Raw genomic sequence first — 13,594 nt, forward strand, 5'->3', positions numbered from 1 at the left:
TTTTTTGTTAGTTCTTTAAATATTTCTCTAAAAATTGATCTTGTTCCCAGAGAAGGTGTAGGATATTCTCTTTAGCGGCATAGCCGTGCGCTTCCTTAGGCAGAATAACCATTCTTGCTGGCGCTCCTAGCCCTTTTAAAGCTTGGAAATAACGTTCCGTTTGCAAAGTGAATGTTCCGGGATTATTATCTGCCTCTCCATGCACTAGTAATAAAGGAGTTTTCATTTTATCGGCATTCATAAAAGGTGACATGGTATTGTAAACGCCAGGTACTTCCCAGTAATTGCGCTGCTCTGATTGAAATCCAAAAGGGGTAAGCGTTCTGTTGTAAGCACCACTACGAGCAATTCCACAAGTAAAAAGATTCGAGTGCGTCAATAGATTGGCCACCATAAAGGCACCATAGGAATGTCCTCCCACAGCCACTTTATTTCTGTCAATATACCCTAACGCAGCAACAGCACTAATTGCAGCCTCCGCATTATCTACTAATTGTGTGATAAAAGTGTCATTTGGCTCCGTAGTCCCTTCACCAATAATAGGGAAAGAAGCATCGTCAAGTACCACATATCCTTTGGTAACCCAATAGACAAATGATCCATAATAAGGAAAAGTAAATTCATTAGGATTCTGATTGTTTTGTCCCGCTGAGTTTTTATCTTTAAACTCTGTTGGATAAGCCCAAATTAATAAAGGTAATTTTTCTTTTTTTACTTTATCATAACCTACAGGCAAGTACAATGTCCCCGAAAGTGCAACGCCGTCTTTTCTTTTGTATTGAATCACTTCTTTACTTACATTTTTGATACTTTCAAAAGGATTTTTGAAGCTGGTAATTGCGGTAAGTTGGTCTTTTTTATTGATATTTCTAAAGTAATAATTAGGATACTCGTTCTTAGATTGAATTTGTACTAAAACCTCTCCTTTTTTGAAATCCTCAATGGACAGTAACTCTTCTTTTTTATCTTTATATGTTGAGGTATACAGTCTTTTTGTTTGTTCGTTTTTCAGGTTGAATTCATCTATGAAAGGGAACTGTCCGTTTTTAGTGAATCCATCTCCTAGTAAATAAAGATTATTATTTTCAATAGCAAGAACTGGTTTGCCATATGCATTCTTAATAGTTTCAAAATTCCCCGGATCAGAGTAGATATCCTGAGAGTTTCTGTCACTAAATATTTTCGGATCTTGAGTCGCATCTGATGGATTGAATAGATACGTTTTAGTATTTCGAGTATCGTACCATTGATCAAAAGCAATTGCCGTAGTTTCATTTCCCCAAATAATACCATCAAAACGTTGTTTGGTTTTTAGCATTTGAGAAGGGTTTTTGTCGAAAGGCGCTTTCCATAGGCTTACTTGATCTCTAAAATCAACTTTATTTTCTGGATTTCCTTCATCAAGTGCTTCCACATAATACAAAGTAGCTGCTTCGTCATTTCTCCAATTCATATTTCTTTTACCGGTGCGAGTAGCCATAAAACCTTTTGGCATGATTTCGTTTAAAGCAACTTCGTTTACTACCTTGACTTCATTACCTTGTAAGTCATAAACAACCGTTTTTGATGGAAAACGATTAAGCGGAACGATATATGAAAACGGTTTTTGAATCGTGGTTATCATCAGGTAATTGCCGTCAGGAGAAAAGTTCTCTCCAGCATACATGTCAGCCGATTTAAATAAGGTTTTGCTTCCGTTGAGATTTACTTTGTACAACTCGGCGGTCAAAATATTTTGAAAATTGGCTTCGTCCGTTTTGTTTTTCAATAAATCCTGGTAGGTTCTGTTTTGAGAAATTGATCCACTTGCATTCGAAACAATTGGACCTGTTGGTAGATTTTTCTTTTCGTCCAATAAATCAGCTCTATTTTGTGGAAGCATCTTCACCAAAATATTTTCGTTGTCGTTAAACCAACTAAAAGGGTTTCCTAGGTTAGCGTTGACGTTGTCTTCTGTAAGTTTAGTGGCTTTAGCGGAAGCGACATCAACTACCCATAGTTCTACGCCTGAATTTGTAGTATTTGAAAAAGCAATTTTCTTTTCATTAGTTGACCAAGAGAGATTGCTGATGCGCGGGTTACTAGGTAATCCGCTCACTTGAATTTCATTTTTATCTTTGATCTGACGAAGCTTGATGTTATTTGTGTAAGTAACAGAACTAGAAATATTTGTGGTTGGGTTAATCCTTAATCCTCCCAAACGCATTTCATCTTGGTTTAAATCGTCTAATGTTTTATAGGTGTCTCTGTAAGTTAGCAACATGTATTCCTTTTTTGTATCCATACTAACTGATGGTGGCCTCTCATAGTCAACTAAATCAAGAATTGATTTGGAGGGTTTCTGATAGCTAAGGTTTTCTTGGGCAAAAGCATGCAAGCTTAATCCAAGAAATAAAATCAGGCTAAAATTTGATTTCATAAATAGGGTTTGTTTTGGTTAATAGATTGGATTTATAGGTTGTACTTCTTTTATAAATGTTACCTAACATTAGTTTTTAATTGTAAATATAGTTTAATTTCATTTTCTGACTTTATTTTTTAACGCCACTGAAGTGAGGTCCGTCAATTAATAACGGGTTAATTGCTAAAAAAGCAGTAATTTGGCACCAAATATTTTTTAGTATATTAAAATTTGCAATATTATTTTATTAAAATCACAACCATATGTATCATTCAAAAATTGCGGGATTAGGGTTTTATGTTCCTTCCAATGTAGTCACTAATGACGATTTGTCAAAAGTCATTGACACCAGTGACGAGTGGATTCAAGAAAGAACAGGGATTCAAGAAAGAAGACACATAATAAGAGGAGAAGATACTACGACGTCAATGGGAGTAAAAGCTGCTGAAGTAGCAATTGAGCGTTCTGGCGTGGCAAAAGAAGATATCGATTTTGTCGTTTTTGCTACATTAAGCCCTGATTATTATTTCCCTGGACCAGGGGTTTTGGTACAACGTGATTTAGGTTTAAGAACGGTTGGAGCTTTAGATGTCAGAAATCAATGTTCTGGATTTATTTATGCCTTGTCTGTTGCGGATCAATATATTAAAACGGGAATGTATAAAAACGTTTTGGTAATAGGTTCTGAGGTACATTCAACAGGATTAGATATGACCTCGCGTGGCCGTGGCGTATCTGTAATTTTTGGAGATGGAGCAGGAGCAGCCGTTTTGAGTAGAGAAGAAGACTTGACAAAGGGGATTCTGTCTACGCACCTGCATTCAGAAGGGCAACATGCTGAAGAATTAGCGCTTACCGCGCCTGGTATGGGAGCGAGATGGGTTACTGATATTCTTGCGGATAATGATCCTAATGATGAAAGTTATTACCCACATATGAATGGACAGTTCGTTTTTAAAAATGCAGTAGTTCGTTTCAGTGAAGTTATAAATGAAGCACTGGAAGCAAATAACCTATCAGTTTCAAATATAGATATGTTGATACCGCATCAGGCAAACCTTAGAATCTCCCAGTTTATACAAAAAAAATTCGGGTTGACTGATGACCAAGTTTATAATAATATTCAAAAATACGGCAATACGACCGCCGCTTCCATTCCAATTGCTTTGACCGAAGCTTGGGAGAATGGGAGAATTAAATCTGGAGACACTGTTGTTCTAGCTGCTTTTGGAAGTGGTTTTACTTGGGGCAGTGCTATCATAAAATGGTAGGAAATGCTTAGTTTTACAAGAATTAAAATATTTTTTATATCAAAAAACCCGGAGTTGGCATACTCCGGGTTTTTCTTTGGCAATAAAATTTAAAACTAAATCTTTTAAAAGTCTACCCCTTCTTTGGGTTGCTTTCATATCTCGTTATCTTTTTTAGGATGACTATGCTAGTACCACTTCGATACATACAATTAATTTCTTAAAGAAACTGCTTGACTTTTTCCTGTGATTTCATTCGTGAAAATATAACTATTTTTTTGTTTCAAAAATCTGCGACCTGCAGTATTGTCTAATACAGACTAAGCAAAATTGAAACCTAAAGTTTGCTTAATAGACTATAATGTTTGGGGTTTTTAATATTTTTTTTGAGAAAAAAGAAAAATTTAATTTTTCTTTAGCAGAGAACGTCTCCTTTTTGAAAAAGAAATTATCTGGCATTCCAATTTTCAAATTGGTACATTATAACTATATTTGCAAGCTTAAAATAAACACGAAAAATGACATTACCACAAATTCTTACCCCTTCAATTGAAAAAGCAGTCCAAGCCTTATTTGATATCGCTATTGACAAAGTAGAGTTTCAAACTACACGGAAGGAATTTGAGGGAGATATCACGATGGTAATTTTTCCATTATTAAAAGTTGTCAAAAGTAATCCTGTAGAACTGGGGAATAAAATTGGAACTTATTTAGTGGAAAATGTAGCTGCAGTGAGTCGTTTTAATGTGGTTTCCGGTTTTTTAAATATTGTTATTTCAGATGAATATTATTTGAACTCTTTCGATCTAATGAAGGACGATACGAAATATGGTTTCGTAGCGACAAAACCTGACGATAAAGCAGTAATGGTAGAGTACTCCTCGCCAAACACAAACAAACCCCTCCATTTAGGTCACGTCCGTAATAATCTATTAGGATATTCTGTCGCTGAAATTATTAAAGCTTCTGGTAAAAAAGTATATAAAACTCAAATCATCAATGACAGAGGAATTCATATTTGCAAATCGATGCTTGCATGGCAGAAATTTGGAAATGGAGAGACTCCCGAAAGTACAGGTTTGAAAGGAGATAAATTAGTAGGTAATTACTATGTCGCCTTCGATAAAGCCTATAAAGTGGAAATTGCTCAATTAATGAGTGAAGGAAAAACAGAAGAAGAGGCAAAAAAACAAGCGCCAATGATTCTGGAAGCCCAAGAGATGTTGCTGAAATGGGAAGCCGGCGATAAAGAAGTAATTGCTCTATGGACAAAAATGAACCAATGGGTTTATGATGGTTTTGCAACTACCTATAAAAATTTAGGAGTCGATTTTGATTGCTTTTACTATGAAAGTAACACCTATTTACTAGGGAAAAATGTCGTTCAGATTGGTTTAGAAAAAGGAGTTTTCGAAAAAGACCCTGATGGTTCTGTGTGGATTGATTTAACTGATGAAGGATTAGATCGTAAAATCGTGTTGCGTTCTGATGGGACAGCGGTTTATATGACGCAAGATATTGGTACTGCAATTCAACGTGTGAAAGATTATCCAGAGATTGGCGGAATGGTTTACACTGTTGGTAATGAACAAGATTACCATTTTAAAGTATTGTTTCTGATATTGAAAAGATTAGGCTTTGATTGGTCTGAAAGTTTATATCATTTATCATATGGAATGGTAGATCTACCATCTGGAAAAATGAAAAGCCGCGAGGGAACTGTAGTGGATGCAGATGATTTGATGCAAGAAATGACAGATACTGCCCAGAAAATTGCGGAAGATTTAGGGAAATTAGACAGCTATTCGGCTGAGGAAAAGGCAAAATTATACAATACGATTGGCCTAGGTGCTTTGAAATATTATATCCTTAAAGTAGATCCGAAAAAACGAATCCTTTTTAACCCCGAAGAATCAGTTGATTTTGCAGGAAATACAGGGCCGTTTATACAATATACTTACGCGAGAATCCAATCGATTATTCGTAAAGCTAATTTTGATTTTTCAAATAAATCAGGAATGGTGGAGCTTCACGTAAAAGAGAAAGAACTGTTGAAACAACTTGAATTGTTTCCCGAAGTGATTCAAAACGCAGCACAAAATCATAGTCCTGCCTTATTGGCAAATTATGTGTATGATTTAGTACGTGAATATAACTCTTTTTATCAAGCGGTACCAATCCTAGGTTCAGAAGTAGCAGTAGAAAAAATATTCAGGGTACAGTTATCAAAAAAGGTAGCGGATACTATTGCGGCCTCTTTTAGCTTGTTAGGGATCAGTGTTCCGGAAAGAATGTAATAAGTTTGGTTTTTTTGCGTTATTAATTTAATAAAAAATCAAAAATATCGCTTTGAAAAAGATGTCAATTTTAGCTTTACTCGCTATTATAGCTAGTTCATGTACAAACAGTTCAGATTCTGGTACAAGTGGAACTGTTGCCTTAAAAGCCTCTGCCGTTTCAGCAACAGGAACTACTTTAACTACTGCACGTACGGCAGCAAATACGGTAGTAATAACTGACTTTAAGATTAACGTTGCAAACATAAAATTTGAAACCGACATGGAGGATGACCGACATGATTTGTATCCTAATTATGAAGATGTTAAACTTCGAGGACCGTTTTTACTTGATTTGATTGATCCAAACAACACTGTGTCCCAACTTATCACTTCTGTGAATGTTACGAATGCGAAATATGAAGAGGTGGAATTGAAGTTTGAAAAATCTATTGTAGCCGGCGAAATGAGTGGTAAGACGTACATGATCAAAGGAACCATTAACGGTAAAGCTTTTATGATCTGGAGTGGTAAAGATGCGGAACTTGAAGTGGATTTCGAAGATGCAGCTAAAGATTTTACCGTCAATGGAAATAACATGGCTTTAAATATCAAGATTCATCTTGATGCGATAATGACTAAACTCACAACATTAGTAAGTCAGAATCTATTATTTGATACTGACGGAGACGGAGTTATTGAAATTAGTACTGATAACGATGATGATCATCAAGATATTGGAGAGCAAATAAAAAATTTACTTGAAAACGAAACAGACTTAGACGACAAGGATTAAGTAAAAATAGTAATGATTTAATAAATAAAAATGGGCTATCTAGTAAAAGGGAGCCTTTTTTTATTTCTAATAGCATTTAAACTTAAAAATCAAATGCTTAAATTTGCGACTTAATTAAAGAGAAATAAATCATGTTCGATAATTTAAGCGATAAGTTAGACAAAGCCTTCCATATATTAAAAGGTCACGGAAAAATTACAGATGTAAACGTAGCCGAAACTTTAAAAGAAGTTAGAAGAGCCTTACTGGATGCCGATGTGAATTTTAAAATCGCAAAGGATTTTACCAATAGAGTTAAGGAAAAGGCACTAGGACAAGACGTGTTAACTACGCTTCAGCCAGGTCAATTATTGGTAAAGTTGGTGAAAGATGAGCTTACAGAGTTGATGGGTGGCGATGTCGCTGGAATCAATCTTTCTGGAAATCCTACAGTTATTTTGATGTCTGGATTACAAGGTTCAGGTAAAACTACCTTTTCCGGAAAACTGGCAAATTATCTTTTGACTAAAAAGAATAAAAAACCGCTTTTAGTAGCTTGTGATATCTACCGTCCTGCAGCAATTCAACAATTATACGTTGTTGGAGACTCTATTGGTGTTGAGGTTTATTCAGAACCTGAGAATAAGAATCCGGTTGAAATTGCACAAAATGCAATTAATTATGCTAAAGAAAAAGGTTTCGATACCGTTATTGTGGATACAGCCGGACGTCTGGCAGTCGATACTGAAATGATGGATGAAATTTCACGTGTTCATAAAGCCATTCAGCCACATGAAACTTTATTTGTTGTTGATGCAATGACAGGTCAAGATGCTGTAAACACAGCAAAAGCTTTCAATGATATATTAAATTTTGACGGGGTTATATTAACCAAATTAGATGGTGACACTCGTGGTGGAGCTGCTATTTCGATAAAATCTGTAGTGAACAAACCTATTAAGTTTGTGGGTACAGGGGAGAAAATGGAAGCAATTGATGTCTTCTATCCTATCCGTATGGCGGAACGTATTCTTGGAATGGGAGATGTTGTGTCCTTAGTGGAAAGAGCGCAAGAACAGTTTGACGAAGAAGAAGCAAGAAGAATTCAAAAAAAAATCGCCAAAAACGAATTCGGTTTTGACGATTTTCTTACCCAAATTCAACAAGTCAAGAAAATGGGTAACATGAAAGATTTAGTTGGAATGATCCCTGGAGCTTCAAAAGCTATGAAAGATGTGGAGATTGAGGATGATGCTTTCAAGCACATTGAGGCTATTATTCACTCTATGACTCCGTCAGAGCGAAGTAAGCCTTCTCTAATTGATGTAAAAAGGAAAGTCAGAATATCAAAAGGTTCAGGAACAAAAATTGAGCAAGTCAATCAATTGATGAAGCAGTTTGAGCAAATGAGCAAAATGATGAAAATGATGCAAGGACCAGGAGGGAAAAACCTGATGAAGTCGATGGGCGGAATGAAAGGGATGCCTGGGGGTGGAGCGATGCGCTAAAATATTTGTTTAAGGTTTAAAGTTTCATATTGCTTGAAACTTTAAACCTTACTCTTTTACACGAATATTGCTATTACTGGGATGCCAGTTTTTATAATACTGAAAATTGGAAACTAAAACTTGAAACTAAAAATAAAATGCAACTACTAGACGGAAAAAAAACAGCGGAAGACATTAAAAGCGAGATCGCAGTCGAAGTACAAAAGATGAAAAATAATGGGGAGAAAGTGCCTCATTTAGCCGCAGTAATTGTGGGCAACGATGGAGCAAGTTTAACTTATGTGGGAAGTAAGGTAAGAGCATGTGAAAGAGTTGGTTTTGAATCTACTTTGGTTAAATTGCCAAGTACTACTTCTGAAACAGAATTGCTTAAAAAAATTAAGGAGTTAAACGAAGACGATACTATTGATGGATTTATAGTTCAATTGCCGCTTCCGGAACAAATTGATGAGCAAAAAGTATTGATGGCAGTTGATCCTAGCAAAGATGTTGATGGATTTCATCCTGAGAATTTCGGAAAAATGGCTTTAGATATGAGTACTTTTATACCTGCGACACCTTATGGAATTTTAGAATTACTGGAAAGGTATGGAGTAGAGACTAAAGGAAAACACACCGTAGTAATTGGCCGTAGCCATATTGTGGGAAGACCGATGAGTATCTTAATGGGGAGAAAAGGATTTCCTGGGAATTCAACCGTTACTTTGACACACAGCTACACTAAAAACATTGAAGCAATAACGATTCAAGCGGATATAATTATCACAGCCCTAGGGGTACCTAATTACCTTAAAGCGGATATGGTTAAAAACGGTGCTGTTGTCATCGATGTTGGCATTACAAGAGTTGCTGAAGAAACAAATGAAAAAGGATACGTGATTACAGGTGACGTAGATTTTGAAAATGTAAGTAAGAAAGCAAGTTTCATAACACCTGTTCCCGGAGGAGTAGGGCCAATGACGATCGCAATGCTGCTAAAAAACACGCTTTTGGCTAGAGAAATGAAAATTTTAAAGTTAGGAAAATAATAAAAATACAAAGCCTATTCATCCGAATAGGCTTTTTTTAATTATGGGAAATCCACAAGGCATACAGTTTAAAAGTGTAGATGAATTTTTAGATAATTTACCGGAAAAAGAATTGGAAATTGTTCTATTTCTGCGTAAAATTATTTTGGAATGTATGCCGGATTTGAAGGAGAAATTGGCTTACAATGTTCCTTTTTATTACCGCCATTCCCGCATTTGTTATATTTGGCCGGCTTCCGTTCCTTGGGGGAAAGTAGAAAAAGGCGTAGCGATTGGTTTTTGCAAAAGCGCTTCTTTTTTAGATCAAACTTTTGAAACCACTAATTTCAGTTCGAAATCACTATTTTCTTCGATTAAAGAAATTGATGTTGTTAATTTAAAACAACAGATCCATAAGGCTATTTTAATTGACGAACAAATCGTTAAAGCCAGAAGAAGAAAGATACAGTAACCCTGTTAAAGTGAGCGTTAGGAAACATTCTTAATACTTAGGTGTGCGTTCAAATTTACTTTATCTACAAAATAACTTGCAAAATAGTTGAAGTGTTTGAAATAAAAATACTGTTAAAAGGGTAAAACAAATCCGATTTGAAATTATTTACATCGGTTTTGTTTCAATAATCTCCTCTTCCTTTAAACCTAGGATCATCTCTTTTGATGAATTCTGTTCTTCTTTTAGGAGTTTCTGCTTTTGGTAAACTCGCTTCTTCTGTTTTACTAGAAGGTTCGATGAGTTCGTTTAGTTCTTTTATTTCGGCATCAGTTAAATCGCGGTATCGCCCCATGGGGATATCAAGTGAAATATTGATGATTCGAATGCGTTTTAGGGCAATAACTTCATATCCTAAATACTCACACATTCTACGAATTTGTCTATTTAAACCTTGTGTAAGTACAATTTTAAAGATGTCCTTACTTATTTGCTCCACTTTACATTTTCTAGTCACAGTATCCAAAATAGGAATTCCATTTCCCATTCTTTCGATAAAGCGATTGGTTATCGGTTTGTTTACGGTGACGGTATATTCTTTTTCGTGATTGTTTCTGGCACGCAATATTTTATTGACGATATCACCGTCATTAGTCATGAATATCAAACCTTCACTTGCTTTATCTAGTCTACCAATTGGGAAAATACGTTTTGGGTAATTGATGTAATCTATTATGTTATTACGAACATCTAAGTTAGTGGTACATTCAATTCCTACTGGCTTATAAAAAGCGAGATAGACTGGTTTTTCATTTTTTTCACGGATCAGTTTACCGTCGACCCGCACTTCATCATCCGGCGAAACCTTTGTACCTAACTCTGGAACAACTCCATTAAGAGTTACGCGTCCTTCATCGATTAGTTTATCAGCTTCTCGGCGGGAGCAATACCCAGTTTCTCCTATGAATTTATTAAGGCGTTTTAGATTATTTTCCATTGTGCAAAAGTAATCAATTTGCTAGTTAGATGATATGAAAATCAGATAATTTGCCAATGAGAAAATTAGGACCTTATAATATTTATAAAGAAGTTAGTATGGTGAGATATAAAAATTGAAATGAATTAATCAAATAAAAAGCGGGAGATTTTCTTGTATAGGTCGTCACTGTGCATGCTATGCCCCAAGCCGTTAGTTTCTATGAATATAGCATCTTTCCAAGTACTTGCTATTTTTTTTCCTTCTTCAAATAAAACGACGGTGTCGTCTGTATCGTGAGCGATGAATCCTTTTGTCTGTATATCTGCGGCAAATACTTTTCCTGAAAAATTTTCTAACTCTAGATTGAAATGCTTAAGGTAGTGCGCTTCTAAACCTTCTGAAATTATTGAATTTAAACTAAGCATTTCAATATAATTATTGAGGATAATTTTGAAATCGCTCGGTGAACCTAATACGACCGTTTTTTCAATACTGCTGTTCTGATACTTTGATTGATAATACAAACAGGTTTTAGCTCCTAAAGAATGTCCTATGAGATATCGTGGTTTAAATTTTTGAACGATAACATCAATGAATGCCGCGTATTGTGGAATGTTGAATTCCTTGCCTCCTGAAAGGCCATGGGCAGGGGCGTCAATAGCTATAATGGTGCTACCTGACTTTCTTAAATAAGGTAGGATTTTTTTCCAACGCGAGGCATTACTTTCCCAACCGTGGGCTAAAAGAATAATAGTGTCATTTCCTTTCCAAGTGTAGGTCTGAAAATAGGATTCCTTGTGATGATATATTTCTTTTTCGGTTTCTTCAAGGATTGCAGGAAGGGCATACTTGTGAAGCTTTCCATCCCTGGGCTCGCTAAATAAAGTATACGCAAGTTGCGTGGCTTTTGCAGGGATTAAAAAACTGAGAAAATTAATATATAATCCAACAGATTTGGTAAAGATAAAATAAAATATTTTTTTCATAAAAAAAAGTCCCGATGTTTATCGGGACTTAAATAGATTTAAAATTTAGCAAATAATTTTTCCATTTTTTCTTTTTCTTCATCAGCCAGAACGCTGTCAACTAATATTCTACCTGAATGTTCGTCGATTATAATTTTCTTTCTGGAAGCAATCTCAACCTGTGTTTGAGGAGGGATTGTAAAGAATGATCCTGCAGAAGCGCCTCGTTCGATAGAGACAACTGCTAAACCATTACGAACGCTTGTTCTAATTCTGGTGTAAGCGGCCATTAATCGAGTGTCAATCTGGGCTTGGTATTCGGCAGATTTATCTGTTAAAAATTCCTCTTCCTTAGCAGTTTCAGACATAATTGCGTCCAATTCTGATTTTTTATGTTTCAAGTGATTTGATTTCACTTCTAATTTTTCTTTTGATTGAGAAATAACGTCCTTCTTGTGCTCAATAGAAGCTTTCATTTCTTTCATTTGCTTTTCAGCCAATTGAATTTCAAGCTCTTGAAACTCAACTTCTTTAGTTAAAGAATTAAATTCTCTGTTGTTACGAACAGTTTCCTGTTGTTTTGTATACTTTTTGATAGCCTCTTTGTGCTCGTCAATTGCATTCTTTTTTCCCTTGATTAGGTCTTCGATAACTTCGAGTTCACTTTTCAATTTCTCAGAACGTGTGCTCAAACCTGCAACTTCATCTTCTAAATCTTCCACTTCAAGAGGAAGTTCCCCTCTTACATTTCTGATTTCGTCAATCCTAGAGTCAATAAGTTGTAAATCGTAAATCGCTCTTAACTTGTCCTCAACACTTAATTCTTTCGTATTCGCCATATTCTATAAGTACTTAACTGGATTTGTATTTTCTTCTGATAAAATGATTGCAAAATTAAGGATTTTTTTCCGAAGATAATCAACAATATAATTTTTTGTATAGCGTTCGCTTTCAAAATGTCCAATATCGGCCAAAAGTAGCATGTTTTCGGCCTCATAAAACTGATGGTACTTCAAATCAGCGGTTAAAAAAGCATCGGCTCCAGCCAAAATTGCATTTTTTATGGCATAACTACCAGAACCGCCAAGAACTGCCACTTTTTTTATCGGTTTTCCTGGAAATGAAGAATGGCGAATCGCTTTCACCAGCATTTTTTCTTTTACAAGTAATAAAAATTCTTTTTCATCCATCGAAGTTTCAAACTCGCCTATCATTCCCAAACCTATATTTTGATGCGTGTTTTGTAATTCATAAATTTCATACGCCACTTCCTCATAGGCATGATGACTGAAAAGGGTTTTGAGCAGGTTAGATTCTAAATGTTTTTCGAATGTCACTTCGATTTTTATTTCAGTAGTTTCCACAAATTCAAATCGCTCGCCTAATTGTGGATCGCTATTTTCGTTACCCATATAAGTACCAATCCCTTTCGAGTTGAAACTACAATCTTCATAATTCCCGATACTCCCCGCGCCGGCGTTAAATAGGGCATTGCGCACTTTTTCGGCATTTTCAGGTATAGTGTAGGTAACCAGTTTTCGAATAAAATTCTGTTTAGGTATCAATACTTTGGTGTTTTTCAGTCCTAATGCATCACAAAATATTTTATTAACTCCATTTTGGTGATTGTCTAAGGCCGTATGAACAGCATAAATGGCAATATCATTTTTTATGGCTTTGATCAGGGTACGTTCTACATAATTTTTGCCTGTTATTTTTTTTATGCCTGTGAAGAGAATGGGATGGAAGCAAACGATTAGGTTGCATTTTTTTGTAATAGCTTCATCAATCACGTTTTCCAAAGCGTCATGACATACCAGAATGCCTGTAGCTTCGTTATCTTGGTCTCCTACTAGTAATCCCACATTATCAAAATCTTCCGCGTAAGCAAGCGGTGCCATTTCTTCGAGGACTGAAAGTATTTCTTTTATTTTCATGGTGTTGGATTATATAGTGACTCGCTATTTCGAATGAAGGAATGC

At 35.6% G+C, this 13,594-nt stretch carries 11 protein-coding genes; 6 read left to right on the forward strand and 5 right to left on the reverse strand.

All coding sequences use genetic code 11. From position 1 onward, the window contains the following. Positions 1 to 7: 7 nt before the first annotated feature. Positions 8 to 2,419, reverse strand: coding sequence for an alpha/beta hydrolase family protein (locus A3SG_RS0106540; protein ID WP_016989226.1), 2,412 nt, complete (start codon positions 2,417 to 2,419; stop codon positions 8 to 10). A gap of 245 nt (positions 2,420 to 2,664) precedes the next feature. Between A3SG_RS0106540 and A3SG_RS0106545 the strand changes: the two genes are divergently transcribed. From A3SG_RS0106545 to A3SG_RS0106575, 6 genes are all read left to right on the forward strand, one after another. After that, a complete protein-coding gene (locus A3SG_RS0106545) occupies positions 2,665 to 3,672 on the forward strand; it encodes a 3-oxoacyl-ACP synthase III family protein (RefSeq protein WP_016989227.1) in 1,008 nt (335 codons plus the stop codon). A gap of 497 nt (positions 3,673 to 4,169) precedes the next feature. After that, positions 4,170 to 5,948 carry an arginine--tRNA ligase gene (gene argS, locus A3SG_RS0106555; protein WP_016989229.1) on the forward strand — a complete coding sequence of 593 codons (1,779 nt, stop codon included), beginning with the start codon at positions 4,170 to 4,172 and terminating at the stop codon, positions 5,946 to 5,948. A gap of 61 nt (positions 5,949 to 6,009) precedes the next feature. Next, positions 6,010 to 6,723: a hypothetical protein gene (locus A3SG_RS0106560; RefSeq protein WP_016989230.1), complete on the forward strand. Its 714-nt coding sequence runs from the start codon at positions 6,010 to 6,012 to the stop codon at positions 6,721 to 6,723. Positions 6,724 to 6,854: 131 nt separating this feature from the next. Further along, entirely contained in the window at positions 6,855 to 8,210 is a 1,356-nt protein-coding gene (gene ffh / locus A3SG_RS0106565; protein WP_016989231.1) for a signal recognition particle protein, read from the forward strand. 137 nt (positions 8,211 to 8,347) lie between these two features. After that, on the forward strand, positions 8,348 to 9,238 hold the full coding sequence (locus tag A3SG_RS0106570) for a bifunctional 5,10-methylenetetrahydrofolate dehydrogenase/5,10-methenyltetrahydrofolate cyclohydrolase (protein WP_029596651.1): 891 nt from the start codon (positions 8,348 to 8,350) through the stop codon (positions 9,236 to 9,238). A 43-nt stretch (positions 9,239 to 9,281) separates the two neighbouring features. Further along, positions 9,282 to 9,689: a DUF1801 domain-containing protein gene (locus tag A3SG_RS0106575; protein ID WP_016989233.1), complete on the forward strand. Its 408-nt coding sequence runs from the start codon at positions 9,282 to 9,284 to the stop codon at positions 9,687 to 9,689. 163 nt (positions 9,690 to 9,852) lie between these two features. Here the strand turns inward: A3SG_RS0106575 and rluF are convergent, their stop codons facing one another. The 4 genes from rluF to A3SG_RS0106595 form a co-directional block, all read right to left on the reverse strand. Continuing rightward, positions 9,853 to 10,665, reverse strand: a complete 813-nt coding sequence (gene rluF, locus A3SG_RS0106580; RefSeq protein WP_016989234.1) for a 23S rRNA pseudouridine(2604) synthase RluF — start codon at positions 10,663 to 10,665, stop codon at positions 9,853 to 9,855. Positions 10,666 to 10,790: 125 nt separating this feature from the next. Further along, positions 10,791 to 11,633: an alpha/beta hydrolase gene (locus A3SG_RS0106585; RefSeq protein WP_016989235.1), complete on the reverse strand. Its 843-nt coding sequence runs from the start codon at positions 11,631 to 11,633 to the stop codon at positions 10,791 to 10,793. Between the two features lie 38 nt (positions 11,634 to 11,671). Next, a complete protein-coding gene (locus A3SG_RS0106590) occupies positions 11,672 to 12,451 on the reverse strand; it encodes a zinc ribbon domain-containing protein (protein WP_016989236.1) in 780 nt (259 codons plus the stop codon). Between the two features lie 3 nt (positions 12,452 to 12,454). After that, complete coding sequence (locus tag A3SG_RS0106595; protein ID WP_016989237.1) at positions 12,455 to 13,549, reverse strand: Nif3-like dinuclear metal center hexameric protein; 1,095 nt, start codon at positions 13,547 to 13,549, stop codon at positions 12,455 to 12,457. Positions 13,550 to 13,594 lie beyond the last annotated feature (45 nt).

It is taken from the genome of Flavobacterium sp. ACAM 123 (genome assembly GCF_000264055.1).
GTDB lineage: Bacteria > Bacteroidota > Bacteroidia > Flavobacteriales > Flavobacteriaceae > Flavobacterium.

Excerpts from the sequence above, each read along its gene's own strand:
- A3SG_RS0106595 (WP_016989237.1), bottom strand. The coding sequence starts at position 13,549 with ATGAAAATAAAAGAAATACTTTCAGTCCTCGAAGAAATGGCACCGCTT.
- argS (WP_016989229.1), top strand. The coding sequence starts at position 4,170 with ATGACATTACCACAAATTCTTACCCCTTCAATTGAAAAAGCAGTCCAA.
- A3SG_RS0106590 (WP_016989236.1), bottom strand. The coding sequence starts at position 12,451 with ATGGCGAATACGAAAGAATTAAGTGTTGAGGACAAGTTAAGAGCGATT.
- A3SG_RS0106575 (WP_016989233.1), top strand. The coding sequence starts at position 9,282 with ATGGGAAATCCACAAGGCATACAGTTTAAAAGTGTAGATGAATTTTTA.
- A3SG_RS0106545 (WP_016989227.1), top strand. The coding sequence starts at position 2,665 with ATGTATCATTCAAAAATTGCGGGATTAGGGTTTTATGTTCCTTCCAAT.
- A3SG_RS0106585 (WP_016989235.1), bottom strand. The coding sequence starts at position 11,633 with ATGAAAAAAATATTTTATTTTATCTTTACCAAATCTGTTGGATTATAT.
- A3SG_RS0106570 (WP_029596651.1), top strand. The coding sequence starts at position 8,348 with ATGCAACTACTAGACGGAAAAAAAACAGCGGAAGACATTAAAAGCGAG.
- A3SG_RS0106540 (WP_016989226.1), bottom strand. The coding sequence starts at position 2,419 with ATGAAATCAAATTTTAGCCTGATTTTATTTCTTGGATTAAGCTTGCAT.
- rluF (WP_016989234.1), bottom strand. The coding sequence starts at position 10,665 with ATGGAAAATAATCTAAAACGCCTTAATAAATTCATAGGAGAAACTGGG.
- ffh (WP_016989231.1), top strand. The coding sequence starts at position 6,855 with ATGTTCGATAATTTAAGCGATAAGTTAGACAAAGCCTTCCATATATTA.
- A3SG_RS0106560 (WP_016989230.1), top strand. The coding sequence starts at position 6,010 with ATGTCAATTTTAGCTTTACTCGCTATTATAGCTAGTTCATGTACAAAC.